The 24732-nt window shown below is 73.2% G+C and carries 25 protein-coding genes; 16 read left to right on the top strand and 9 right to left on the bottom strand.

Features of this window, described 5'->3' with window-relative positions; genetic code table 11:
• The first annotated feature begins 73 nt into the window (after window positions 1–73).
• A complete protein-coding gene (locus V7S47_RS14215) occupies window positions 74–1309 on the top strand; it encodes a fatty acid desaturase family protein (RefSeq protein WP_336562157.1) in 1236 nt (411 codons plus the stop codon).
• A gap of 51 nt (window positions 1310–1360) precedes the next feature.
• The gene (locus tag V7S47_RS14210; RefSeq protein ID WP_336562156.1) at window positions 1361–2047 is read left to right on the top strand and encodes a phosphonatase-like hydrolase; all 687 of its coding nucleotides are present in this window, start codon (window positions 1361–1363) and stop codon (window positions 2045–2047) included.
• A gap of 2 nt (window positions 2048–2049) precedes the next feature.
• Here the strand turns inward: V7S47_RS14210 and V7S47_RS14205 are convergent, their stop codons facing one another.
• From V7S47_RS14205 to V7S47_RS14190, 4 genes are all read right to left on the bottom strand, one after another.
• Window positions 2050–2424 (bottom strand): MerR family transcriptional regulator, encoded by a 375-nt coding sequence (locus V7S47_RS14205; RefSeq protein ID WP_336562155.1) that lies wholly within the window; start codon window positions 2422–2424, stop codon window positions 2050–2052.
• A gap of 54 nt (window positions 2425–2478) precedes the next feature.
• Window positions 2479–2991, bottom strand: coding sequence for a pyridoxamine 5'-phosphate oxidase family protein (locus tag V7S47_RS14200; protein WP_336562154.1), 513 nt, complete (start codon window positions 2989–2991; stop codon window positions 2479–2481).
• 100 nt (window positions 2992–3091) lie between these two features.
• Entirely contained in the window at window positions 3092–4333 is a 1242-nt protein-coding gene (locus V7S47_RS14195) for an HNH endonuclease signature motif containing protein (protein ID WP_336562153.1), read from the bottom strand.
• 309 nt (window positions 4334–4642) lie between these two features.
• Window positions 4643–5005 (bottom strand): hypothetical protein, encoded by a 363-nt coding sequence (locus V7S47_RS14190; RefSeq protein WP_336562152.1) that lies wholly within the window; start codon window positions 5003–5005, stop codon window positions 4643–4645.
• Window positions 5006–5391: 386 nt separating this feature from the next.
• Here V7S47_RS14190 and V7S47_RS14185 point away from each other — a divergent pair, with 386 nt between their 5' ends.
• The 3 genes from V7S47_RS14185 (at window position 5392) to V7S47_RS14175 (ending at window position 6633) form a co-directional block, all read left to right on the top strand.
• Window positions 5392–5634, top strand: coding sequence for a hypothetical protein (locus V7S47_RS14185; protein ID WP_336562151.1), 243 nt, complete (start codon window positions 5392–5394; stop codon window positions 5632–5634).
• 318 nt (window positions 5635–5952) lie between these two features.
• On the top strand, window positions 5953–6282 hold the full coding sequence (locus tag V7S47_RS14180; protein WP_336562150.1) for a hypothetical protein: 330 nt from the start codon (window positions 5953–5955) through the stop codon (window positions 6280–6282).
• A gap of 102 nt (window positions 6283–6384) precedes the next feature.
• Window positions 6385–6633: a hypothetical protein gene (locus V7S47_RS14175; RefSeq protein WP_336562149.1), complete on the top strand. Its 249-nt coding sequence runs from the start codon at window positions 6385–6387 to the stop codon at window positions 6631–6633.
• Window positions 6634–6779: 146 nt separating this feature from the next.
• Here V7S47_RS14175 and V7S47_RS14170 read toward each other — a convergent pair whose 3' ends face one another.
• Window positions 6780–7460, bottom strand: coding sequence for a suppressor of fused domain protein (locus V7S47_RS14170; protein ID WP_336562148.1), 681 nt, complete (start codon window positions 7458–7460; stop codon window positions 6780–6782).
• Window positions 7461–7525: 65 nt separating this feature from the next.
• On the opposite strand from V7S47_RS14170, the gene V7S47_RS14165 reads away from it, so the two are divergent.
• Window positions 7526–7930 (top strand): hypothetical protein, encoded by a 405-nt coding sequence (locus V7S47_RS14165; RefSeq protein ID WP_336562147.1) that lies wholly within the window; start codon window positions 7526–7528, stop codon window positions 7928–7930.
• Between the two features lie 9 nt (window positions 7931–7939).
• Here V7S47_RS14165 and V7S47_RS14160 read toward each other — a convergent pair whose 3' ends face one another.
• Window positions 7940–8587, bottom strand: a complete 648-nt coding sequence (locus V7S47_RS14160; RefSeq protein WP_336562146.1) for a hypothetical protein — start codon at window positions 8585–8587, stop codon at window positions 7940–7942.
• Between the two features lie 32 nt (window positions 8588–8619).
• Window positions 8620–9978, bottom strand: coding sequence for an MmgE/PrpD family protein (locus tag V7S47_RS14155; RefSeq protein WP_336562145.1), 1359 nt, complete (start codon window positions 9976–9978; stop codon window positions 8620–8622).
• Window positions 9979–10069: 91 nt separating this feature from the next.
• Between V7S47_RS14155 and V7S47_RS14150 the strand changes: the two genes are divergently transcribed.
• The 4 genes from V7S47_RS14150 to V7S47_RS14135 are packed head-to-tail and all read left to right on the top strand — an operon-like array spanning window position 10070 to window position 14995.
• A complete protein-coding gene (locus tag V7S47_RS14150; RefSeq protein WP_336562144.1) occupies window positions 10070–11269 on the top strand; it encodes a CaiB/BaiF CoA transferase family protein in 1200 nt (399 codons plus the stop codon).
• Window positions 11266–12096, top strand: coding sequence for a cyclase family protein (locus tag V7S47_RS14145; protein ID WP_336562143.1), 831 nt, complete (start codon window positions 11266–11268; stop codon window positions 12094–12096). Before V7S47_RS14150 ends, V7S47_RS14145 begins: the two co-directional genes overlap by 4 nt.
• The gene (locus tag V7S47_RS14140) at window positions 12093–13526 is read left to right on the top strand and encodes an MmgE/PrpD family protein (RefSeq protein WP_336562142.1); all 1434 of its coding nucleotides are present in this window, start codon (window positions 12093–12095) and stop codon (window positions 13524–13526) included. The genes V7S47_RS14145 and V7S47_RS14140 overlap by 4 nt, the downstream gene beginning before the upstream one ends.
• 5 nt (window positions 13527–13531) lie before the next feature.
• Complete coding sequence (locus tag V7S47_RS14135) at window positions 13532–14995, top strand: dihydroorotase (RefSeq protein WP_336562141.1); 1464 nt, start codon at window positions 13532–13534, stop codon at window positions 14993–14995.
• Here V7S47_RS14135 and V7S47_RS14130 read toward each other — a convergent pair.
• Window positions 14973–15560, bottom strand: coding sequence for a TetR/AcrR family transcriptional regulator (locus tag V7S47_RS14130; RefSeq protein ID WP_336562140.1), 588 nt, complete (start codon window positions 15558–15560; stop codon window positions 14973–14975). The two genes, V7S47_RS14135 and V7S47_RS14130, sit on opposite strands and share 23 nt — an antisense overlap.
• A 100-nt stretch (window positions 15561–15660) precedes the next feature.
• Between V7S47_RS14130 and V7S47_RS14125 the strand changes: the two genes are divergently transcribed.
• The 3 genes from V7S47_RS14125 to V7S47_RS14115 all read left to right on the top strand — a co-directional run bounded on the left by V7S47_RS14125 (window position 15661) and on the right by V7S47_RS14115 (window position 19001).
• Window positions 15661–16701 (top strand): GlxA family transcriptional regulator, encoded by a 1041-nt coding sequence (locus V7S47_RS14125; RefSeq protein ID WP_336562139.1) that lies wholly within the window; start codon window positions 15661–15663, stop codon window positions 16699–16701.
• Window positions 16702–16767: 66 nt separating this feature from the next.
• Window positions 16768–17592, top strand: coding sequence for an alpha/beta fold hydrolase (locus V7S47_RS14120; protein WP_336562138.1), 825 nt, complete (start codon window positions 16768–16770; stop codon window positions 17590–17592).
• Between the two features lie 173 nt (window positions 17593–17765).
• Window positions 17766–19001: an MFS transporter gene (locus V7S47_RS14115; protein ID WP_336562137.1), complete on the top strand. Its 1236-nt coding sequence runs from the start codon at window positions 17766–17768 to the stop codon at window positions 18999–19001.
• Between the two features lie 13 nt (window positions 19002–19014).
• Here V7S47_RS14115 and V7S47_RS14110 read toward each other — a convergent pair whose 3' ends face one another.
• Window positions 19015–19179 (bottom strand): hypothetical protein, encoded by a 165-nt coding sequence (locus tag V7S47_RS14110; RefSeq protein ID WP_170867207.1) that lies wholly within the window; start codon window positions 19177–19179, stop codon window positions 19015–19017.
• Between the two features lie 109 nt (window positions 19180–19288).
• On the opposite strand from V7S47_RS14110, the gene V7S47_RS14105 reads away from it, so the two are divergent.
• The 3 genes from V7S47_RS14105 (at window position 19289) to V7S47_RS14095 (ending at window position 24732) form a co-directional block, all read left to right on the top strand.
• A complete protein-coding gene (locus tag V7S47_RS14105; RefSeq protein ID WP_336562136.1) occupies window positions 19289–21121 on the top strand; it encodes a S53 family peptidase in 1833 nt (610 codons plus the stop codon).
• 32 nt (window positions 21122–21153) lie between these two features.
• Window positions 21154–23406 (top strand): hypothetical protein, encoded by a 2253-nt coding sequence (locus V7S47_RS14100; RefSeq protein ID WP_336562135.1) that lies wholly within the window; start codon window positions 21154–21156, stop codon window positions 23404–23406.
• A 117-nt stretch (window positions 23407–23523) separates the two neighbouring features.
• A complete protein-coding gene (locus V7S47_RS14095; protein ID WP_336562134.1) occupies window positions 23524–24732 on the top strand; it encodes a hypothetical protein in 1209 nt (402 codons plus the stop codon).

Genomic DNA, 24732 nt, shown 5'->3' with positions numbered 1-24732 from the left:
TCGATACGCCGTCGCTCGCTCCTCGCGACGGCTACTCGACCACCGAACCCACGTACCGACGAAAGGCACCGAGATGACCGTCATCACGAAGCAGCCCGTCAACCCGACCGCGCACCTCACTCCCGAGGACATCGAGCAGCTGGGCGCCGAGCTCGACGCCATCCGCCAGGAGGTCCTCGACACCCGAGGCGAGCGCGACGCGGCGTACATCCGCAAGATCGTGAAGGTGCAGCGCAACCTGGAGTTCGGCTCGCGGGCCGTGCTGCTGGGCTCCGCGCTCCCGCCGGTCTGGGTGGTCGGCACGATCGGTCTCTCGATCTCCAAGATCCTCGAGAACATGGAGATCGGCCACAACGTCATGCACGGCCAGTGGGACTGGATGCGCGACCCGAAGATCCACTCGACCACCTGGGAGTGGGACAACGCCTCGACCGCCGAGGCCTGGAAGCACAGCCACAACGAGATCCACCACACCTACACGAACATCGTGGGCAAGGACAACGACCTCGGCTACGGCATCATGCGCGTCGACGAGGACCAGCGTTGGATCCCGATGTACCTCGCGCAGCCGCTGTGGAACTTCATCAACGCCTGCTTCTTCGAGTACGGCATCGCGGCCTACGACCTCGAGCTCGGCAAGAACCTGTCGATCCCGAAGGAGAAGCGCAGCGACGCCTTCAAGGCCAACCTGAAGAGCACCCTGAAGAAGATCCGCAAGCAGGCCACCAAGGACTACGTCGTCAACCCGGCCCTCGCGCTGCCGTTCGGCGCCGCGCTGCCGACCCTGGCCGCCAACTTCACCGCCAACCTGGTGCGCAACCTCTGGTCGCACTCGGTGATCATGTGCGGTCACTTCCCCGAGGGTGTCGAGACCTTCGAGAAGAAGGCGATCCCGGACAAGGAGACCCGCGGCGAGTGGTACCTCCGCCAGATGCTGGGCTCCGCCAACATCTCGGGCTCCAAGGCCATGCACCTGATGACCGGCAACCTGTCGCACCAGATCGAGCACCACCTCTTCCCCGACCTCCCGTCCAACCGGTACGCCGAGGTCGCGCCGAAGGTGAAGGCGCTGTTCGAGAAGTACGAGCTGAACTACCACGAGGCCCCGCTGCCGGCCCAGGTCTACTCCGCCTGGCACAAGGTCGTGCGGCTCTCGCTGCCCAACGGCTGGATGGCCACCACCAACGCCAAGAACCTGCCGGCGCAGACCAAGCTGCTCTGGGCCATGACCACCAAGGGCCCGAAGGTACGCCGCGCCGCGCAGGCCCGGCTGCAGCAGCAGGCGCGCAAGCTGACCCAGGCCGCCTGATCGCCCGGGCCTGAGCCGATTGGTCGTCGGGTGGCGGGGTACCGCCGCCCGATGACGACCTTCGCGCTGCCCGACCGGCTGTCGTTCCGCCTGGCCGCCCTCGACCTCGCCGGCACCACCGTCGACGACGGCGGCCTCGGTGACCGGGTGCTCGGCGAGGCGGTGGCCGAGGCGGTGGGCCGACCGGTGCCCGACGACGTCCTGGAGATGTGGAAGGGCAGCGGCGCGCACGACGGCGTCGCCGGACTGCTGGGCGCGCTCGGTGCGCCAGCGGACGGACCGGACGTCGAGAAGGCGTACGCCGACTTCACCCAGCGACTGGCCACCGCCTACCGCGACCAGCCGCCGACACCGCTGCCCGGCGTACCCGAGGCGATCGCCGAGCTGCGGGCCCGCGGGGTGAAGGTCGCCGTCCAGACCGGGCTGACCGCGGACCTCGCGGAGCCGGCACTCGCGGCGCTCGGCCCGGTCGACGCCGTGGTGGCCTCGGACGAGGTGGCCGCGAGCCGGCCCGCGCCGTACCTGGTCTTCCGCTGCATGGAGCGCACCGGCGTCCACGACGTCGCCGAGGTGCTGGTCGCCGGCGACACCCCCAACGACCTGGCCGCCGGCACCAACGCCGGCGCCGGGCACGTGGTCGGCGTGCTCAGCGGGGCGTTCGACGCCGACGCGCTCGGCCGCGAGCCGCACACGCACCTGCTGTCGAGCGTCGCGGGACTGCCATCACTGCTGGGTTGAACTCATTGCTGGGCTGAGACCAGCTCGCCGCGGTGCGCGCGGTTGGCCGCGATGAAGCCGTCGATCGCGTCGCGGGTGTGCAACAGCTCGGCGATGTGGGCGTCCAGCTTGGCGCGCTCCTCGACCATCACCTCGAACGCGTGGTCGGAGGTGGTGGTGCTCGGCGCGTAGGCGCACGGCAGCAGCTGGGCGATGGTGCTGCTGGTCAGCCCGGCGGCGTACAGGCGGCGCAGGAAGAGCACCCGCTCGACGGCGGACTCGGCGTAGTGCCGCTGACCGCTGGCGCTGCGCTCGCTCGCCAGCAGCCCCTGCTCCTCGTAGTAGCGCAGCGAGCGCACGCTGGCTCCGCTCCGGTCGGCGAGCTCTCCGATCCGCATCGGGTGACTTCCTCTCTCAGCGCTTGCCTCTGACGTCAGTGTCAGGCTCTGATCCTAGCGCTCGGCAGCTCCGGGCCGGTACGTCGTCTGGCTGTGCGGGTCCTTGCCGAAGGCGATGACCTTGTCCGGGCGGACGACGTACACCCACGGGGTGGAGCCGTCACCGTCGTCGAAGCCGTGCTCGGTGGCGCGCCACGGCCAGTCCCCGTCGTACTTGTCCCGCCAGGCGGCCGCCACCGGCTCGAGGGAGCCCCGGCCGACGACGCGGTCGGCCCGGCCCTCGACGACCAGGTCGGTGCCGGCGGTCCAGGTCGGCGTCCCGGTCGTGACGGCGACGTACGGCGATCCCGCGAGGTTGACCTGCTTCTGCTCGCCCACCCCGGTGCAGAACGCGAAGGCGTCGTCGTGCCAGACCCCGACCAGCGGCGTGACGTGCGGGCGGCCGTCGGCACGGACGGTCGTCAACCAGTAGAGCTCGGCCTCGGCCAGCTGCCGCCCGACGTCGGTCCAGGCGGGTGCGGTCGCGTCGGCCCGGCCCAAGCGGGGGTCGAGGTGTCCGGTGATCATGGGACTCCGACCGGGTCGGGCGTCCGGACTCATCGGTCGGCAACGTGCGGATGCGGATCATCACGACGCGTCAGTAGTCGAGCCCGGTGGCTCGGTATCCCTAGGTTTCCCGGTGGAAGCGGAACTGGCCTTCGGGGAGGTGTTCCACGCCGTAGGCGGGGTCATGGATGTGGTGGTGATGTCGGCTGCAGAGCAGTACGCCGTCGTCGAGATCGGTCCGCCCACCCCGCGACCAAGGTCGCAGGTGGTGCGCCTCGCACCACGGCGCCGGGATGTGGCACCCCTCGGCCCGGCACTCACGATCGCGCAGCCCCATCGCCCGGCGTTGAGGCCGGGTGTAAAGCCGCTGGGAACGGCCCAGGTCGAGGACCTCGGACTTCCCGCCGAGGACGGCGGGGACGAGGTTCGCGGTGCACGCCAACCGGCGGGCCTCACCGGCGGTGATCCGATCATGTGAGTCACCCGGCCCGGGGTTGCCCAGCGTCGCGGTCCCGATCTCCGAGCGGAGCGAGTCGAGGGTCATCGTGACGACCAGCGTGGTCGTGTCGCCGCCGTGCAGGGGGAGTCGCCCGGGGTCGACGGCTTCGAGGAGCTGGCAGAACGCGGCAGCGGCCTGGCGCCCGGACGGCGCCCGCTCGACCGGCGTCTCGTCGTCGGTGTCGCGGCGTGGGTTGGTGAACGCGTGCAGGTAGGTCGCGAGTCGGGCCGCGGACGCGTCGGGGATCAGCGCACTGATGCGCGTCGTCCCGTCCCCGCAGGCCCGGAGCCCGAGGCGCATCCGCTGCCGGGCGGAGGCTTCGAGGTCGGCCAGGTGCCGCGCCTCGACGGCTTCGGCGACCTCGGGCGCGACCACGTCCAGGATGCGGCGACCGAGGCGGTGCAGCTCGGTGGGGTCGAAGTCCGCGGCGTAGCCCACCAGCGCGACCTCGGCCCGGTCGACCACCTCAGCGTCGACGTCACCCGGCAGCGCGGCGAGGGCGTCGGCGATCACGTGGGCCTGGTCGAGGTTCACCGCCCCCTCACGCACCGCGGCCGCGAGCACCGGCCGGTCGGCCAGCGCCAGTGCGAGCCGTAGCTCGCGCGCACAGTCCGCCCGCCGGCGTCGTACGGCGTGCGCGGTCCAGGCCCCGACGTCGCGTGCCCCGTGCTCCTCGGCCACGTCGCAGGCGTCCGCCGCGACCCGCAGCCGCAGCTCACCCACCCGCGCCTCCAACACCGCGAGCTCGCGCAACGCAGCGGCCTTGTCGGGCGTGGTCATGAACGACGGGTTCACGTCAGCGACGGTCTTCAGCGCATGGTCGATCTCGCGGACAGCGACCCTGATCGGGTGGGGGTGGTCCATGCGAGCCTCCGAGAGCTCCACGAGATGACCACACCAGTATGGTCGAACCTATGTTCTAAATCAAGGGTCCGAGTCGTCATGTTCTATTTAGTTGCGCAGGTCCAGAGCTGAACAGATCCCGAACCCGGACATGTGTCGACTCGTGCTGACTGCTGGACGTTGCTCTGATGGGTTCGGAGGCCAGTTGCGGCTACGGGCCGTCGACCTCTGACCACTGGCAACGGCATGAAAGGGCAGGTTGGTGAAGGCGCCTACAGGCGGGGCACGACGCAGAGGTTGGGCCCGCGGATCGCGGCGTGTGTGGACCTTTCAAGGGGTGACGGTTACCGGGTGTTCCAGACGTTGCGAAAGTCCCTTGATGTCGAGCACTGCGAGGTAATCGCCAGGGGGTAACGGGGCGCCGTAGATGGTACGAGCGACGAACTCGGGACCGCTGTATTCGTCGCGGTATGCGGGTGGCATGCGGTGCGGCCCGCCACAGGCAGTCATGGGCCTGAACCACAGGTCGGCGGTTTCCGGTCCGTCGACGGGCACCAGGGCATACCGCCCTTCCGCGATGACACAGTCCGGGTCCACGACCACCTTCGTCGAGTTGTTCTCAACGGCGACGCGACCTCGCAAGGTTCTCCCCTGCTGCACGGTCGACGACCGCAACGTCAAAGAGAAGGACAAGGGGTCGAACCACCCGGCGGCGGGAGCGACTGATTGCCGGGCAGGTGAGGTGACGGTTGCGTCGTTGGCTTCGCAGGTTCGGTCGACGGCTTCACTTCGTCACCAGAGCACCCTGCGGCGCCGAACAGCGCCGGGACCGCCGCTGCCGAGACCAAGAGGTTGCACAGTCGATGATTCGCCACCTCCGTACGACGCGCCCCCACGCGCATCGGTTCTATGCCACCGATCAATGTCTTCAACTCGGCGGGACCGCGTTCCCCCCGCGGCATGGCAGCCCGCAGTCCGAAGCTCCTCAGCGTGGTCGGTGGGATCAGTCGGGCGAGCGCTCATCGGCAGGACTGCGAACTCGGCGGCATATCCGACTGTCGGGCGGCAGAATCGGCCGGGTGAGCGACGGCGAGCGCAATGTGACGATCATCCTCGAAGCTGACGCGGCGCTCGTGCTCTTCGAGCTCCTGTGCCGATGGGCAGACGACGACCAGGACAACGTGAACCCGCAGCACCCCGCTGAAGAACTGGCATTGGCAAGATTGCTGGGCTCGCTGGAGAGCCAGCTCCCCGAGCCCTTTAGCCGGCAGTACGACACCTTGGTCGCGGATGCGCTGAAGCGTCTAACTCCGGGCGACTAGTACGTCCCGATCTCGCCAGGACCGCGCGCTTGGCGGCATGAGCATGCGCGTGTGTCCTCGGGGCTGAGAGCATGCCGGCGTGCAACCCCCTCAGAGAACGCCCGTCACGGTCGATGGCGGGTACGACTTCGAGCCCGAGTGGCTGGGTGGCCAGCAAGGCGGCCGCACCCGAGGACCATGCATGGGCCGACCGGGAGGTCGGTGCCTGGGTCGAATCCCCACGCCGCGTTCAGGTTCTCGGCCTGAACCGAGCGACCGCTTCTCGGTACGACCGCGCACTCGGCGTCGTGAGCGGTCGCGTCATGAAACTCTGCCGACGTGGCCTTCGCCCTGACTGACTTCGAGCCCTGCATCCGCTCTCACCAGCACGAGTGGACTGCGATGTCGGTGGAGGTCCGCGTGAACCCGATCTCGCCGAACTACGGCAAAGCGATCTCCACAACAGAATTCGAGAGCGCTGACTGGCTCGCAAGTGTCGCCGCTTGGGAGACAGGGGAGATTGAACTGGACGCCGGGCGGAAAGCTGACGTCCGGGGGGTCTCCAAGCACTACGACCTCAACTCGTCGGTGCAACTGGACGAGGTGTTCGCGGAACTCGTCGCCCTGCTCCGAGACGGCACCGTGCCGCCGGATGCCGTCACTTGGTGACATTGGCTGAGAGTGAATGCGCTACCGCTCACCGGCACGACCGCGCACTCAGGGTGGCAGATCCGGGCGACGCGTCGTGCCCTCGCGCGTACCTTCGACCTCATGAGCAACCCAGTTGAGCCGTGTCAGTGGGTGCTCGAGGGATTCCGCCACCAGGCAATGGCTGCTCGATGGGAACTTGTCGGCCTCGAAGACGAGGTCGTGGCCAAGCATCTTGGCTGTGTTCCCGAGGCGCTATGGGCCGTTGAGCAACCGTTCTTCGACTACCTCGTGGACCGGTTTAGGCTCGAGACGAGACTCTCCGACTTTGACGAAGTCCTGATCGGAACTGAGCGCGCCGCTTCACGATGATGCTCGGTACAGGCCGCGGCGGATACCAGGCGTGCAATCGACCGCCCATTGCCATGAGAGCGCGCTTCGGGCACGCGCTGTCAACGGCGACAGGCCCTGGCATCGAACTCCCGCCTCCGACGGTTGCCCCTCTTCGAAGGCCCCCGTCACACGTAGCTATGCCTCCGAGCCAGATCAGTCACGAGCAGCCCATCCCCACCGTCGCGCATCCGACCCACCAGATCCCGCACCCGCTCGACAGCACCGTCAGGTGACTCACCGGCGACCCAGTCGAGCTCGGCCTGGGTGATGCCGACGAGCTGGAGGAAGTCGACGCGCCCGTGGACGGTGTCGATGCCCGGCACCTCGGTGTCCGGGACGATCAGGTAGCTGGTGAGCAGGGTCTCGCTGCCGACCCGGAGCGGCTCGCCCCGGCCGCTGATGAACTGGTCGGGCTCGAACCAGCGCTTCGACGTGTAGGTGTAGCGGCCCAGCCTGCTGAGGGAGTCGACGGCCCACCGGCAGTCGTCGGGGTCCGTGCCCGCGACCTTCATGGTCATCTCGTAGCCCCAGCCGCTGAACTCCCCGCCGTACGACTCCTCGTCGACGTAGAGCGTCGACATGCCGTAGGTGACCAGGTGCTGGTAGCCGTGCGGGCTCGGGAACAGGCTGTAGCCGTCGATGTACTCGGAGCCGCCGAACATCGCCCGGGCGGCCAGGTCCGCGCCGAGGTGGGGTGGGGTGACGCCGGGGTAGAGCCGGGCGAACGCCTCGTCGATCGCCAGCCAGCCCGGCGCCCAGTCGTCCTCGGCCCGCCCTCGGGCCAGGTACTCCTCCTTGGTGATCACGCGCCCAGCATCTCAGCCGCGAAATCCCGTGGCCGCGACGTCGATGCCGCGTGCATCCTGGAGCGGTGAAGAGGTCGAGGTCGTTCGCCGAGATCGTCGCCGACGTGGCGGCCGAGCGGTCGGCGTCGGAGCCTGAGCAGGACCCCATCGAGTGGCCCGGGACCTTCGACGGCGCCGGCGACCTCACCGACCCCGACGGCCGCCGCCTGGAGCGGGTCGGTCGGATCACGCCGAAGCAGGCGAGCGCGGCGGTGTCGGCGGGCGCGCTCCTGGCCTTCGAGGGCTGCGGCTGCGGCGGGTACGTCGGCTGCCAGCCCGCCTGGGTCGACGAGGAGGCGCGGGGCGCGCTGATGGGCAAGCCCCGCATCACTAAGCGGTACGGCGCGCCGACCTGGATCGACCTGTGGCGTGGCGACGGGGTCGAGGTCGTCCTCGCCCACGGCGACGTCGAGTGGTGCAGCGAGTGGTGACGCGGGAGGTCAGCACTCCTCAAGGGTGACGGGTCCGACCGCGCCCTCGCCGAGCGTCGCGTCCAGGACCTCCCGCCACGCGACCGGTCGGTCCGAGTCCGGGGCGGGGACCGTGATCGCGATCGACCCGGCCGAGGTGTCGGCGACGAGCTCGTCGCCCTCCCACCGGAGCGCCCGCAGGCTGTTGGCGTCCGCGTCGAGGCACCCGAGATCGATGACCCGGCTCCGCAGGCCGCGGTCGTTCTGCCGGACCTGGAGGACGTAGGACTCCGACAGCCCCGTGGTCAGGACTCGCGTCGTGAGGCTGCCGTCGGGGCTGGTGACGACGACCGCGGGGTCGTCCCAGGTCGACGCCGAGAAGACCGAGACCAGGGCGAACAGTGCGGCGCAGCCCAGGGTGGTGGCGCCGAGCCCGATGAGGACGACGACCGTGAGGGCCGTCCCGCGCAGGAGCAGGCCGAGGCCGACGGTGGCCGCCGCGCCGGCCGCGAGGGTCAGGACGGTGGGGTGGTCGAGCCGCTCCGCGTGGACATAGCCCGCGGCGGCGCCGTACCACCCGATCGCGAGGACCACGAGGAGCACGCCCGCCAGGCCCAGCAGCGCGAGCCCGAGGGACGTGCGCGAGCGCTGCTCGGTCGCCGCGAGGGTGGTCGCCATCCGCCGAGGGTACGGCGGGAGCGGCGCCAGGATCAGTCGAACGGCAGCCCCGCCAGCGCGGCGACCACGTCGTCGGCCTCCGGCAGCCGTCGTACGGCGGCCAGCAGGTCGGCGCCGGGGACCGCGAGGTCGTCGAGCTTGGCCACCAGCGCGTCGTCGTCGAGCGGGAAGTGGGCGGTGTCGCCGATCGGGTCGGGCTGGGCGAGCGCGGCGCGGGAGCCGTCGGCCAGGACCACCTCGACCTCGCAGACCCGGCGGGCCGGCAGGTGGGCGTCGAGCTCCGGCAGCAGGGCCACGTCGACGCGGGGGCTGAACGCCTCGGCCGCCGCGAAGGCGGACGTGCCGGGCTCCATCGTGGCGGGGGTGACGGCGCCGCTGACCGCGGCCGTGCTGACCGCGAACGGCAGCAAGAACATCGCCGCCAGCCGGTTCGACGGCGAGCGGTCGAGCAGGGGTGCCGCGAGCGAGTGGATCCCGACCCGGATCGAGGCGACGTCGTCGCCCGACCAGCCGTCGGCGAGCCGCAGGGCGAGCACCAGGTCGATCGCCGCGTGGGTGAACGAGCACGCGGCGTGCTGCTTCAGGTAGCCCTCGGCGGCGAGCCAGCGCACCCCGAGGTCGGCCACCAGGAGGTCGGGGTCCAGCGAGCCGACCAGCGCGAGCGCGGCCGCCGCCCCACCCCGGTTCGTGACCAGGTCGGCCCGGGCGAGGTGGGCGGCCGACAGGCCCGCGAGGTTGGCCTGGCCCATCCACAGGTTCCGGGTCGGGTCGCCGGCCAGCACGGTGTCCCACGGCGCGACGGTCATCAGGCCGGTCGCGGCGTCCACGGCGGCCGCGACCTGGGCGGGGGTCGCGCCGAGCAGCGTGGCCGCGGCGTACGCCGCCCCCGTGGCGCCCCAGTGCCCGTGCGGGTGCCACGCCGGGTCACGCCGTACGGCGCGGCCGAAGCGGGCCGCGACCTCGTAGCCGCCGGCGACCGCCGCCAGGAAGCGCCGCCCGTCGACCGGTGTCGGCGACTGCTGGGCCGCGGCCACCGCCGCGAAGACCACGTGCGCCGCCGGGTGGCCGGCGGCGTGCTTGTTGCCCTCGTCGAGCTCCTGCGAGCAGGCCGCGGCCGCACCGAGCAGGGCCGCCGTCTCGGGCGTCGTCCGCAGCGAGGTGCCCGGCAGCGGGTGCGGCCCGGCCGGCTGCGGCCACGCGTCGAGCAGGCGCCGCAGCTCCGGGGTGCGCAGGCCGGCGGCGGTCACGCCCAGCAGGTCGGCGAGCACCACGGGCAGCCGGGACCGGACCGGGACGGGCAGGTCGTCGTACGGCGTCGAGACGCCCGCGACGAGGTCGTCGATCGCCATAGCCGCGCGTTCCGACAAGCGGAACGCCATGGGTTCGCTCATGATCCTGAATGTACGCGGGGTTCCGAAGGGCGCGCCAGAACGCTAGGGTGAGGATCAGTTCGGACGTTTCTCCTAGCGAAACGGATTCTGTGTGTCTGTCGCTCCAGCTCCCCTCGAGGGCCTCCGCGTCCTCGACGTCTCCACGATCCTCGCCGGCCCGCTGTGCTGCCAGATCCTCGGCGACTACGGCGCCGACGTGGTCAAGATCGAGCACCCGCGGGGCGGGGACAACATGCGCGGCCACGGCCGCAGCAAGGACGGCGTCCCGTTGTGGTGGAAGGAGATCGGCCGCAACAAGCGGACCGTCGCCCTCGACCTGAAGGCGCCCCGGGGCGGCGAGGTGTTCCGCCGGCTGGCCGCGACCGCGGACGTGGTCGTCGAGAACTTCCGCCCCGGCACTCTCGAGCGCTGGGGCATCGGCCCCGACGTGCTGATGGCCGAGAACCCCGGCCTCGTGGTCGCCCGGCTGACCGGCTTCGGCCAGACCGGCCCCTATTCCTCCCGGGCCGGCTTCGGCACCCTCGCCGAGGCGATGAGCGGGTTCGCCGCCGCGACCGGCGAGGCCGACGGGCCGCCGACCCTGCCGGCCTTCGGCCTGGCCGACAGCATCTGCGGGATCGCCGCCTCGTCCGCCGTCCTGATGGCGCTGCGCCACCGCGACGCCACGGGCCGCGGCCAGGTGGTCGACCTGAGCATCCTGGAGCCGTTGATGACCGCCGTCGGGCCGGGTCCGACGGTCTACCAGCAGCTCGGCGAGGTCGCCCAGCGGCACGGCAACCGCTCCACGAACAACGCCCCGCGCAACACCTACCGGACCTCCGACGACAAGTGGGTCGCCATCTCCACGAGCGCCCAGCGGATCGCCGAGCGGGTGATGGAGCTGGTCGGTCACCCCGAGGTCATGGACGAGCCGTGGTTCGCGACCGGCGCCGGCCGGGCCGAGCACGTCGACCTGCTCGACGACCACGTCGGCAGCTGGATCGCCGCCCGCGACCGGGAGTCGGTGCTCACCGCCTTCACCGAGGCCGGCGCCGCCATCGCGCCCGTGTACGACGCCCGCGACCTCACCGAGGACCCGCACGTGCGGGAGACGCAGATGCTGGTCGAGGTCGACGACGTCGACCTGGGCCCAGTCCTGCAGCACAACGTGATGTGGCGGATGAGCGAGTCGCCGGGCCGGATCCGCTTCACGGGCCGCGATCTCGGCCAGGACACCGACGAGGTGCTCCGCGAGCTCGGCTACGCGGCCGAGGACATCACTGCTCTCAAGGACGAGGAGGTCGTGCGATGAACGACGCACACCCGAAGGACCCACTGCTCGAGGTCGTGCGGGGCGGGGTCGAGTCGATCGACCTCGGCCGCCAGCTGCGCACGGGCATGCCGCAGTCGCCCAACCACCCCCAGTTCTGGCACACCCTGCCGCGCCGCCACGGTGACATGGTCCGCGCGGACGGCAGCAGCGCCGCGAACGACATGATCACGACCGGCACCCACGTCGGCACCCACATCGACGCGCTCGCCCACGTCTCCTTCCAGGGGAAGATGCACGGCGGCGTCGACGCGGTGGCGGCCGGGGTCGGCGGCAAGTACGAGGAGCTCGGCGTGCACACGATCGAGCCGATGGTGCGCCGCGGCGTGCTGCTCGACGTCGCCGGGCACCTCGGGGTCGACTGTTGCGAGGGCGGCTACGAGATCACCGTCGCCGACCTGGAGGCGACCGCCGAGCGGCAGGGCGTCACCGTCGGTGCCGGCGACGTCGTGCTGATCCGCAGCGGGTGGGGCTCGCGCTTCGCCGAGGGGGCGCCGTACGTCGGGGGGCCGTCGGGCGTGCCGGGCGTCGGCGAGGCCGGGGCGACCTGGCTGGCCGAGCGGAGCGTGCACGCGGCCGGGGCCGACACCATCGCCTTCGAGCGGCTCGCGCCCGGCGGCGGGCACGCGCTGCTGCCGGCCCACCGGGTGCTGCTCGTGGAGCACGGCATCTACATCGTCGAGGCGCTCGACCTGGAGGGTCTCGCGGCCGCGGGCTGGGGCGAGTTCACGTTCGTGCTGGTGCCGCTGAACATCTTCGGCGCGACCGGCTCGCCGGTGCGGCCGCTGGCGCTGCGGGCCGCTCGGTGAGCGCCCCCACCCTGGCCCAGCAGCTGGGCGCCTTCGCCGAGCGCACGTCCTTCGCCGACCTCCCCGACGAGGTCGTCGACAGCGTCCGCAAGCGGGTCCTCGACACCCTCGGGATCGCCGTCGCGGCCGCCCCGCTCGAGACCAGCCGCGCGGCCCGCGACTGGGCCCGCTCGCAGGGCGGCCGGCCGGTCGCGTCGGCGGTCGGCGTCCCCGAGCGGCTGCCGGCGGGCCTGGCGGCGTTCGTCAACGGGGTGCTGGCCCACTCCCTCGACTACGACGACACGCACCTCCCCTCGGTGCTGCACCCGAGCGCCACGATCGTCCCGGTCGCGCTGGCCGTGGCCGAGCGGGAGGGCGCGAGCGGCGCCGAGCTGGTGCGCGCGATCGCGCTCGGCCTGGAGACCTGCGTCCGCCTCGGCATGGCCGGGTACGACGAGGCCGCCAAGAACTCCACCTTCTTCGAGCACGGCCAGCACGCCACCTCGATCTGCGGCGCGATGGGCGGTTCGGTCACCGCCGCCGTGCTGATGGGCGGCCGGGCGGACGCGGTCGTCGACAGCCTCGGGGTCGCCGCCTCGATGGCCTCGGGGATCATCGAGGCCAACCGCACCGGCGGCACCGTCAAGCGGCTGCACTGCGGCTGGGCCGCGCACGCGGCGGTCTCGGCCGCCGAGCTGGTGGCCTTCGGGCTGACCGGGCCGCCGACGGTCCTGGAGGGCCGGTTCGGCTTCTACCAGGCCTGGCTGCACGGCGACTTCGACCCGGGCGCCGTGGTCGACGGGCTGGGGGAGACCTGGGCGGTGCCCGACATCTTCTTCAAGCCCTACCCGGCCAACCACTTCACCCACGCCGCGGTCGACGCGGCCGCCCGGCTGCGCGAGCAGGGCGTCACGCCCGACCGCGTCGAGCGGCTGACCCTCGGCGTACCCGCTCCCAACCTGCGCACGATCGGCGAGCCGATCGAGGTCAAGCGCACGCCCGAGACCGGCTACATGGCGCAGTTCAGCGGCCCGTACGCCGTCGCCGTGGGCCTGCTCGGCGGCGCCGGGCTCGGCGCGGGCGTCGAGGACTACACCGACGAGCTGGCCCGCGACCCCGAGCGGCGGGCACTGATGGCCAAGGTCGACGTGGTGCCCGACGAGCGGTGCACGGCGATCTTCCCGACCCAGTTCCCGGCCGTGCTGACCGCGCGGCTGACCGACGGCACCGAGCTGGTCGAGGAGGTGCTGACGACCCGCGGCGGGCCGCAGCGCCCGCTCTCGTTCGACGAGCTGAGCGCCAAGTTCCGCGCGAACGCCGGCCGCACGCTGGCCGCCGACCGGGTCGAGGGCCTCGCCCGGGCCTGCGCGGAGCTGGAGACCTGCCCCGACGTCGCCGCGGTGCTCGCGCCGCTGACGACGGTGGACCCTGACGACATCAAGGAGAGGTGAGCCTCATGGCTGAGCACGACCTGATCATCACCAACGCACGCGTGGTCCGGCCCGGGCGCGACGAGCCCGAGCGGCTCGACGTCGGCGTCAAGGACGGCGTCTTCACGGCGATCGGCGAGTCCCTCGACCGGGACGGCGCCGAGGTGCTCGACGCCGGCGGCAAGCTCCTCTTCCCGGGCGTCGTCGACGTCCACCAGCACTGGGGCATCTACAACGAACTGGGCGAGGACGCCGAGTCCGAGAGCCGGGCCTCGGCGCAGGGCGGCGTGACCTCCGGGATCACCTACATCCGCACCGGCGCCTACTACCTCAACCGGACCGGCCCCTACCGCGAGATCTTCCCCGACATCCTCGCCGCGACCGACGGCCGCGCCTACGTCGACTACGCGTTCCACGTCGCGCCGATCCTCGAGGAGCACATCGACGAGATCCCGATGCTCATCGAGCAGGGCGTCCCGTCGTTCAAGATCTTCATGTTCTACGGCAGCCACGGCCTGCACGGCCGCTCGGCCGACCAGGGCTCGTTCCTGATGCTGCCCGAGGACCAGTCGTACGACATCGCGCACTTCGAGTTCGTCATGCGCGGCATCCAGAAGGCCCGCGAGGACGCCCGCTTCGCCGAGGACCGCGACGCCATCTCGCTGTCCCTGCACTGCGAGACGGCCGAGATCATGCGCGCCTACACCAAGCTGGTGGAGAAGGACGGCACGCTCACCGGTCTGGAGGCCTACAGCGCCTCGCGGCCGCCGCACTCCGAGGGGCTGGCGATCACCATCGCGTCGTACCTCGCCCACGAGACCGAGCTGCCCAACATCAACCTGCTCCACCTCACGTCCCGCAAGGCGATCGAGGCGGCGATGATGATGCAGGCGACCTTCCCCCACATCGACTTCCGTCGCGAGGTCACGGTCGGCCACCTGGTCGCGGACTTCAACACCGCCAACCTCGGCGGCAAGGTCAACCCGCCGCTGCGCTCGCCCGAGGACGTCGACGCGCTGTGGGAGCACCTGCTCGCCGGCCACTTCTCCTGGGTCACCTCCGACCACGCCTGCTGCAAGGAGGAGACGAAGTTCGGCGACCCGAAGGACGACGTCTTCCTGGCCAAGTCCGGCTTCGGCGGCACCGAGTACCTGCTGCCCGGCCTGATCACCGAGGGCCGCCGCCGCGGCCTGTCGTACGGCGCCGTCGCCGAGCTCACCGCGCGCAACCCCGCCGAGCGGTTCGGCCTCACGCAGAAGGGCGACCTCGCCGTCGGCAAGGACGCCGACTTCTGCCTCGTCGACGACGACGTGAGCTACACGGTCCGCGCCGAGGACTCGCTCTCGACGCAGGAGTACACCCCCTTCGAGGGCTTCGAGCTGACCGCCCGGGTCACCGACACCTACCTCCGCGGCTCCGCGGTCCTGAGCGACGGCGCCGTCGTCGGCGACCCGCGCGGGGAGTTCGTCAAGCGCTCCGGCCGGGGCTGAACCGCAAGGTGGCGTCGGCCACGGCCCGAAGCTCGTCCGGACCGTGGCCGAGCCGGCTGCGGTGGATGAGGCCCTGGGACAGGGTCACGTAGTGCGCGCTGAGCCCCTCGACGTCGATCGGGTCGGCGCCACCCGCGAGGTCGCGTCGCAATCGCGCCGCGACGATCTCCTGCAGCTCGCGGGTCGTCGCGTCGATGACGGGCCGCAGCTCGGGCACCCGGTCCACCAGCGTCAGGCTGTTGAGCATCAGGCAGCCACGCCGCCCGGGCTGGCTGACGCAGTCGCAGATGATGAGCTCGAGGTAGGCCCGCAGGCTCGTGGCGACGTCCCCGGAGCTCCCCTGCATGGCCTCGCGCACCGTCTCGGTCAGCCGCCGGCAGTAGCGGGCCACGGCCTGCAGGTAGAGACCGTCCTTGGACCGGTACGCGGCGTAGATGCTGCCGTTGCCGACCGTCGAGGCGAGGGCCACATCGGCGATGGAGGTGTCGGCGTACCCGTGGGACCAGAAGAGCTCGATGGCCGCGTCCAGCAGTGCGGGCTCGTCGAACTGTCGGGGGCGCGGCACCTGCCGAGCGTATCGCCGTCGTCCGGAGGCCGGGCTCCCGTCCGGTCCCGCGAGCAGAGCCCGGTGGACACCTCGCGGTTGGTGGAGCGATGATTCCACAATGGAGTCGTCGCGTTCCCCGCGCCGGATCGGGATGCTGGCGTTCGACGGGGTGATGCTGCTCGACCTCAGTGGTCCGGCCGAGGTCTTCGTGGCCGCGAACCGGCAGGTCCCCGGGGCCTACGAGATCGCGGTCCTGACCGTCGGCGGCGGAGCCTTCGAGACGTCCGTGGGCGCCCGGATGGAGGCGGTCGCCGTCGCGGGCTCCGGGACCTTCGACACGGTCGTCGTGGTCGGCAGCACCCAGCCCGCCCTGCGCTTCGTGACGCCCGAGCTGGTGGCGGCGACGCTCGACCTGGCGGGGCGCAGCCGGCGGCTCGCCTCCATCTGCACGGGCGCCTTCGTCCTCGCCGAGGCGGGCCTGCTCGACGGTCGGGCCGCCACCACGCACTGGAAGTACACCCGGGACCTGGCCGCCCGCTACCCCCGCGTCTCGGTGCGGCACGACGCGATCTACGTCCGCGACGAGCTGACCTACAGCTCCGGCGGCGCCTCGGCCGGCATCGACCTGGCCCTCGCGCTGGTCGAGGAGGACCACGGCAGCGAGGTCGCCCAGGCCGTCGCCCGAGACCTGCTCGTCTACCTCCAGCGTGGCGGAGACCAGTCCCAGTTCTCGCCGTCCGCGAGCACCAAGGTCGTGGAGTCCCACGTCGTCCGCCGGGTCACCGACCACGTGCGGGCGGAGCCCCAGGTGGCCCACACCGTCCGCTCGATGGCCGCGTTCGCCCACGTCAGCGACCGGCAGCTGACCCGGCTCTTCCGCGACGAACTCGGTACGACGCCCGCCTCCTACGTGGCCGCCCTGCGCTTCGGCATCGCCTGCGACTGGCTCCGGGCCGGCTCGTCGGTGGCGGCGGCCGCCACCGCAGCGGGCTTCTCCAGCGGCGAGATGATGCGCCGGGTCTTCCTGGCGCGGCTCGGGCGCTCCCCGCGGGCCTACCGCGACGAGGTACGTCGTCGGGAGGGTTCGTTCACCTCCGGTGACGCAAACCGTGGGAAACCTGTCGCACCAGGTGCAGGTGCGAGGACGGCCGCGGGATAGAGACTCGAACCGTCGCGCCCGCCGGGCGTGCGTTCGATCCTTCCTCGATCCTCCCGGGAGCCCCCCATGCCCACCCTGACCACCACCGACGGCGTCGAGATCTTCTACAAGGACTGGGGGAGCGGCCAGCCGGTCGTCTTCAGCCACGGCTGGCCTCTCTCGTCCGACGACTGGGACGCCCAGCTGATGTTCTTCCTCGGCCAGGGCTTCCGTGTGGTCGCCCACGACCGTCGCGGCCACGGCCGCTCCGAGCAGGTCGCCGACGGTCACGACATGGACCACTACGCCGACGACCTCGCCGCCGTCGTCCAGCACCTCGACCTGCGTGACGCCGTCCACGTCGGCCACTCCACCGGCGGCGGGGAGGTCGTGCACTACCTGGCCCGCCACGGCCAGGACCGGGCCGCCAAGGCCGTGCTCATCAGCGCCGTCCCGCCGATCATGGTGCAGACGGAGAGCAACCCCGGCGGGCTGCCGAAGGACTTCTTCGACGGCATCCAGGAGCAGGTGGCCACCCGCCGCGCCGCCTTCTTCCGCGACTTCGCCGAGGGTCCGTTCTACGGCTACAACCGCGAGGGCGCCGAGCCGCACGAGGGTGTCATCGCCAACTGGTGGCGCCAGGGCATGCTCGGCGGCGCCAAGGCCCACTACGACGGCGTCGTCGCGTTCTCGCAGACCGACTTCACCGATGACCTGAAGGCCGTCACGGTGCCGACGCTGGTGCTGCACGGCGAGGACGACCAGGTCGTGCCGATCGCCGACTCCGCCGAGCTGTCGGTGAAGCTGCTCCCGAACGGGACGCTGAAGACCTACCCGGGCTTCCCACACGGGATGCCCACCACGCAGGCCGAGGTCATCAACGCCGACATCCTGGAGTTCATCCGGGCCTGATCGCCCGCCTCGGCGGTCCCCGGGCGCCGGCCGGGGGACCGCCGAGGGTCGAGCGGGTCGCGGGTTCGCCACCTCGCGGGAGGGCGCCGTACCATCGGGGGAGCACAGGGTTTCACGCGTCTTGGAGGTGGGTTCGGCGCGTCGTCCAGACGCACCCGAAAGGCCCCACCCCCGTGTCACCCCTCGCCTCCTACCGGCGGCTCTTCGAGCTCGCCGGGACGACGTACGTCGTCGTCGCCTTCCTCGCCCGGCTGCCGCTCGCCATGAGCCAGCTCGGCACCCTGCTGCTCGTCTCCGACGCCACCGGCAGCTACGGCCTCGGCGGCCTGGCCGCCGGCGCGCTCGCCGTCGCGAACGCGGCCGGCGCCCCGTTCGCGGGGGCCCTGGCCGACCGGGTCGGCCAGCGGCACGTCGTCCTCGTGCAGTCGCTGGCCGGCGCCGCCGCGCTGGTCGCTCTCGTTGCGCTCGTCCGCGGGGGAGCGGCCGACGCGGCCGTGGTCGCCACCGCCGCCCTCGCCGGTCTCGCGATGCCGCAGGTCGGTCCGTTGGCGCGGGTGCGCTGGCGCCCGATCACCGCCCCGACCGGGGTCCACCAGCGGCGCCTGGTCGACGTGGCCTTCTCCTACGAGGGGGCTGCGGACGAGGCGTCCTTCGCGATCGGACCGGCCCTCGTCGGGGTCGGCGTCGCCGTGGTCTCGCCGGGCGGGGCGCTGCTGCTGGCGGCCGCGATGCTGGCGATCTTCGGCACGGCCTTCGCGCTGCACCGCAGCGCCCGCCGGGTCCGGCGCGACGGCATCCCGCTGCCGACCGGTCGGCTGCTCACCCCGGTCCTGCTCGTCCTGGTCGTCGCGCAGCTGCTCATCGGCAGCCTCTTCGGCGCCACCCAGACCGGGACGACGGTGCTGGCCACCCAGGCCGGGGTGCCGGGTGCCGCCGGGCTGGTGCACGCCGTGCTGGGGGTCGGCAGCGCCGTCGCGGGCGTCGCGACCGCGTTCCTCCCCGAGCGGATCGGCCCGGAGCGCCGGATGCTCGGCGCCGCGGCCGCCCTGTCGGTGCTGTCGCTGCCCCTGCTGCTCGTGGACGGGCTCGCCGTCCTGGTCCCGGTCGTCCTGCTCCTCGGCTGCGCCGTGGCGCCCCTGATGATCGCCGTCTTCTCGCTCGCCGAGCGGGTGGTCGCGCCCGCCCGGGTCGCCACCGCGATGACGCTGCTGGCCAGCGCCACCGGCCTGGGGTACGCCGTCGGCTCGGGCGCCGCCGGACGGCTCGCCGACGCGCACGGCCACACCGCGGCGTTCGCCGTGACCGTCACCGCGATGGTGCTGGAGCTGATCCTGGTCCTGGCCACCCAGCGACGACTGCGGACGGCGCTCGTCGACGTGCGGGTGCCCGTCGCGGTGCGGGCGGCCTGAGGACGCGGCGGGCTCAGCCCTGCGAAATGCCGTTCTCCTCGGCCGTGCCCGCCTCGGCCCCCAGGCCGTCCTCGTCCGACTCGGCGTCGAGCCGGTCCTGCAGCGCCCCGATCTCCTCGCGCTCCGCGTCGAGATCGGGGTCGCCCTGCGTGCTCGTCTTCCTCGGGTCGTCGCTCATGCCCGTGTGGTACCCGATCGGCAGCACCCCCAAATGCAAATGAGAATCGTTCTCGGATAGAGTCCGCGGGCCGCACCACGGTGGTGCGGCTGGACCCCGAGGACCCTTCGTGCCCGTCTCCCGCACGCCGCAGCGCGGCGTACCCCTGCTCGTCGCGGTGCTCGCCGCCGCGTCCCTGTCCGTCCCGCTCTCGGGAGCGCCGCCCGCGACGGCCGCCGAGCCCGCGGAGCGCCCGGCCGCGCGCACCGTGCTCGCCGGGTCGCGCCTGGACCTCGCCGCGCTCGACGCCGGACGCCGGCGGGCGGTGCCGGACCGCGAGGTGGTCCGGCTCAGCGTTCTGCTCCCGTGGCGGGGCGAGGGCGCGGCGACGCCGCGGCAGGTACGGCGGGCCGCCCGCTGGCTGCGCGCCCAGCGGCTCGCGGTCACCGCCGTACGACGCGACCTCGGGGTCGTCGAGGTGCGTGGCCGGGTCGGCCGGGTCGAGCGCGCCCTGCGCACCCGGCTGGTCCGGGTCGAGACCGACGGCGTCGAGATCGTCGCGCCCGCCCGTGCCGTGTCGGTGCCGCGCGGGCTGCGGATCCAGGGCGTCGCCGGGCTGGTGCGCACCCCCGCGGTCCCGATGTCGATCACCGCGCCCGCCGTGACGACCGGGCCGCAGACCTCCGACGGCTGCGCGCGCTACTGGGGCGAGCGGGTCAGCGACCGCTGGCCCGCGCGGCCCGCCGTGACGACCCGCTCCAACCGGCTCTGCGGCTACTCGCCCACCGACCTGCGCGCCCTGCACCGGGTCCCGGCGGACATCACCGGCGAGGGTGCCCGCGTCGGCATCGTCGGGACGTACGACGACCCCGCGGTCGCGCAGAACACCGACGACTACTTCACCGAGACCGGCGGCGCCCCCTTCCGCCCCGGGCAGTACGTCGTCCACCGCACCGCCGAGGACGACACCGCCTGCGGGGACCGCGAGGGCTGGTCGGAGGAGCAGCACCTCGACGTCCAGGCCGTGCACGCGATGGCGCCGGACGCGAAGGTCGTCTACTGGGCCAGCCCTACCTGCTACTCCCACGACCTCTTCCAGGTCCTGCTCGACGCCGTCGAGTCGGGCGAGGTCGACGTGGTCTCGATGTCCCTCGGCTCCCGCGAGGAGCACGGCACCGACGCCGACCGGGCCCTGCTGCACCGCGCGGTCGTGCAGGCCTCGCTGCGGGGCGTGTCGGTCTTCGCGGCCGCCGGCAACGACGGCGACTACAGCGACGAGGGCGACCACGCGGGCGAGCTCGACGTGACCTCGCCGGCGTCCAGCCCGTGGGTCACCGCGGTCGGCGGGCTGTCGATGGGGATGCGGCGCGACGGCTCGTACGCCGCGATCGGCGGCTGGGCGTCCACGCCGTACTTCGCCCGCAACGGCGGGCTGATCCCGCCCGGCTTCCACGCCGGCGGGGGCGGCGGCGCCTCCCACGTCCACGCCCGGCCGGGCTGGCAGCGCGGGCACGTCCCGGCGACCCTCGCCGACGGCTCCGGCGCCGGGAGGCGGCTGCTGCCCGACGTCGCCGCGCTGGCCGACCCGCTGACCGGGTTCACGACCCGGATCCCCGGGCCGGACGGGCCGACGTACCGCGCCATCGGCGGGACCAGCCTGGCCACCCCGTCGGTCGCCACCCTGGTCGCGATGGCCAAGGCCCGCTCCGGGCGGCGGATCGGGCTGGCCACGCCGTGGCTCTACCGCCTGGCGGGCACGGCGGCGCTGCGCGACGTGACCCCCCCGAACGCCGGCCTCTGGTCGGCCACGGCGCTCGGCGGCGGCCAGACCTGGCCCGAGACGGTCGTGACCGTCGACCGTCGCCCCCAGTCGCTCGTCTCGGGGCCCGGCTGGGACCCGCTCACCGGCGTCGGCCTGCCCGGCGGCGCCGCCTTCTTCGACCTGTTCGGCACCGCCCGGTGACCGGGCCCCACCCCTCCCGAGAGAGAACGACCATGACCTCCATCCGCACGGTGGCCGCGACGCTCGTCGCGCTGGCCACCACCGGGGCCGCGCTCGCCCTGCCCGCGACGCCGGCGTACGCCGCCGACCCCGTCCTGCATACCGCCGCCGGTCTGAGCGTCCGCGACATCGACGGCGGCACCCTGCAGGCCCCGACCGCGTCCGTCGGCTGGGCCGCGGACGCTGAGGTGGCCGGCGAGGTCGCCGCCACCACGACCCCGGCCGCCCTGCGCTCGGGCTACGTCATCACGACGACCGGGACCCGCACCGTCGCCGGCTCGACCGGTGCTCGCTCGACGGTCGCCGAGGCCCGGGTCGAGTTGCGCGGCCGGGTGCCGCTCACCCTGCGCGGCCTGACCGTCGGCTGCGCCCCGGGCGGGCGCTCCTTCGTCACCGTCGAGCAGCTGCTGGTCGGCGACGTCGACCGCACGGCCGCGGCCCAGGAGGCGGCGGGGACGACGATCCCGCTGCCCGCCACCGCCGGGGCGTACGACGACGACGCGACCGTCACGCTCGAGGCGGTCACGACCGCCGGCACCGCCCGCACGACGACCGGGCTGCGGATCCGCAACGGCGACAACTACGAGGTCCGCGACCTGGCGCTCGGCCAGGTGACCTGCACCGACATCGCGCCGTCCGCCCGCGAGCCGCACCGGGTCGCGGGCGTCCAGATCGTCGGGGCGGACGGCGTACGGCTGGTCGAGCCGGCGCCCGTGATCACCGGACCCGGCGCCGCGAGTGTCGCCGTGGACGAGGTGCGCGCGCTCGGGGCCCGCAGCCGGGCCACCGGCGTCAGCGCCACGACCGCCGCCGACGGCTCGGTCGACGTCGAGGTCGACGCCTTCGCCCAGCTGCCGGCCGAGGACGCCCTCGCCGAGTACCGCCCCTCCGCGCTGCGGGTCAACCACCTGCACCTGCACGTCACCCCGGCCGGCGCGTCGACGGTGACCTTCGCCGACTCCGTCAACGCGCTCTTCGCCGACGGCCGCTGGCTGAATCACCAGGACGGCTACATCTACTCCAAGGTCGACGAGGACGGCGAGGTGCTGCTGGAGGTGCGCGTCAACGAGCGGATCGAGCACGCCGACGGCACCACCACCGTCAACGCGCTCCACTACGTCGACCACACCGGCAGCTGGCCCGAGGTGATCCTGGGCCAGGTCGTGATCGGGGTCGACGACGGTCCGGGCACCGGCCCGGAGCCCGAGCCGCAGCCCGAGCAGCCGGTCGTCCCGGCCGGCACCTGGCACGGGTACGGCGTCCGCGCCACCGGCTCGGTCGAGCTCGACGCCGCGCCGCTCGCGACGCTGACGACCACCACCGGCGTCCTCGACACGCTCGCCGACGGGACCGGGCAGGTCACCGCCACCGGCCTGCGGACCACCGTCGCCACCACCGGCGCGAGCAGCGTCGTCGGCCGCCTCGACCTGTTCCCCGGGACCGACGCCGCCGTACGCCTGACGGACCTGCGGACTGTCGTCACCGCCGCGGGCGCCGTCGTCAGCTCGGGCGGCGGCACCGTGCTGGGTCACCCGGTCGCGGCGGGCCGGATCACCCCCGGCACGTCGTACCGGCTGGCGGGGACGAGCACCACCGTCGTCCTCGGGGCCACGTCGACCGACGGGGCCGGCCTGCCGGTCGTGCACGGGCTGCTGCTCACCAGCCCCGACGAGCTCGCGACCACCGTCAGCGCGGCCTCGGTGACCGTCGGCCGGATCGCCGCCGCGGCGACCTCCGTCACCGCCACCGCGGCGCGGACGTCGTACGGCGCGGGCGCGGTGCTGCGCGTGCGGGTCGGCGGTGCGAGCACCGGCACGGTCCGGGCCACCGAGAAGGGCCGGGTCCTGGCCAGCGGCACCGTCCGGGCCGGGGTGGCGACGGTCCGGCTCCCGCGCCGGCTCGGGGCCGGCACACACCGGCTCGCGGTCGTCTTCGCGCCGTCGGCCGGCGCCGCGCCGAGCCGCTCGACCGTGGACGTGCGGGTCGCGAAGGCCCGCCCGCGGCTGGTGGTGTCGGGCTCGGGCCCCCGCCTGCGCGTGCGGGTCGCCGGCCTCCCGGTCCGCCCCGCCGGCCTGGTCCTGAGGACGAGCACGGGCCGCCGGCCGGTCGTCACCCGCGTGGCGGCCGGGACGACCCGGGTTGCCCTGCGCGGGCTCCCGCGCGGCACGCACCGGGTGCGGGTGCTGCTGCCCGCGACCGCGGACACCGCCCGGGCCGCGGCCGTCGTCCGGGTGCGGGTGCGCTGACCGCGCGCCCGGGGCGCGGGGGAGGACCTCCCGCGTCCCGGGTCGCCGCGCCTGCGGCTGACCGGCCCCTGACCGGGGGCACACAGGTTCCTGACATCGGCCCGCGAGCGTGTCGGCATGACACGGATGACGACCCTGATCCGCCGCAGCCTGGTGGCGGTGCTGGCCGCCGCCTCGCTCGCGGCCGCGCCGTCCCCCGCCACCGGGGTGGGTGCCGACCGCGCGCCCGCCCCGGTGCGGACCTTCGACTACGACCTCGGTGACCGCGCCCTGACGGTGCGGGGCTTCCACGGGTTCGACCGGAAGGGCAAGCTCACCCGGGAGCTGGCGCCCCTGGAGCTGACCGGTCGGGTCTACGCGCCCGCGGACGCCGCGGGCCGACGGCTCCCGCTCGTCGTGATCGCGCACGGGCTGTTCTGGACCTGCGCCGACGAGGCGAGCGGCGAGGTCGACGGCCGGTGGCCCTGCCGCGGCACCCGGACCGCCATCCGCAGCGACCGCGGGTACGACGCCCTCGGCCGCGACCTCGCCGCCCGCGGCATGGTCGTGGTCTCGGTGGGAGCCAACGGCGTCAACGCGGGCGAGCTCGGCGAGGTCGCCGACCGGGCCCGCGGGACGGTCGTGCTGCGCCACCTGAGGATGTGGCGCGACCTGGTCGAGCGGGGCACCGGCCCGCTCGTCGGCGCCTTCCGCTCCTCGGCGACCGGCCGGCCGGTGCGTCCCGACCTGCGCGGGGCGGTCGACCTGCGGAACGTCGGCCTGCTAGGCCACTCCCGCGGCGGCCGCGGCGTGATGTGGGTCGCGGCCGCCGCGCACCGCCAGCGGCTGCCGGAGGGCGTGCGGATCCGGGCCGTCTTCGGCCTGGCCGCGGCCGGGCCGCCGTTCCTGGACCGGAACTTCCGCCGGCTGCAGGTCACCGACGTCCCGCTGATGACCTGGGCGGGCACCTGCGACGCCACCGGCCGCGACGAGTACAACCAGCTGGCCCAGCGCGCGGGCAACCGGGTCAACATCGGCATCACCGTGCACGGCGCCAACCACAACAACCTCAACACGCGCTGGGCGGCCGGCGGCGGCCCCGGCGGCGAGGACGACGCCGGCCACCCGGAGGGTCGGCCCGGTCGCTGCACCGACGGGTTCTCCGAGGAGACCTCGCGCATTCTCGGGCCACGCGCCGAGCGCCGGGTCCAGCGGACCTACGCCGGGGCGTTCTTCGCCCGCTACCTCCAGCGCGACCGGTCGTACGACGCGGTGCTCGCCGGTCGCCGGCACCCGGTGCGGGACCTCACCCGGGTGGACGTACGGCGCTACCGGCCCGCCCGCTGA

Origin of the sequence: Nocardioides sp. CCNWLW216 (assembly GCF_037120545.1) — a bacterium.
GTDB lineage: Bacteria > Actinomycetota > Actinomycetes > Propionibacteriales > Nocardioidaceae > Nocardioides > Nocardioides lianchengensis.
Note: the sequence above shows the minus strand (reverse complement) of the source record. Positions and strands in the feature narration are given on the sequence as shown.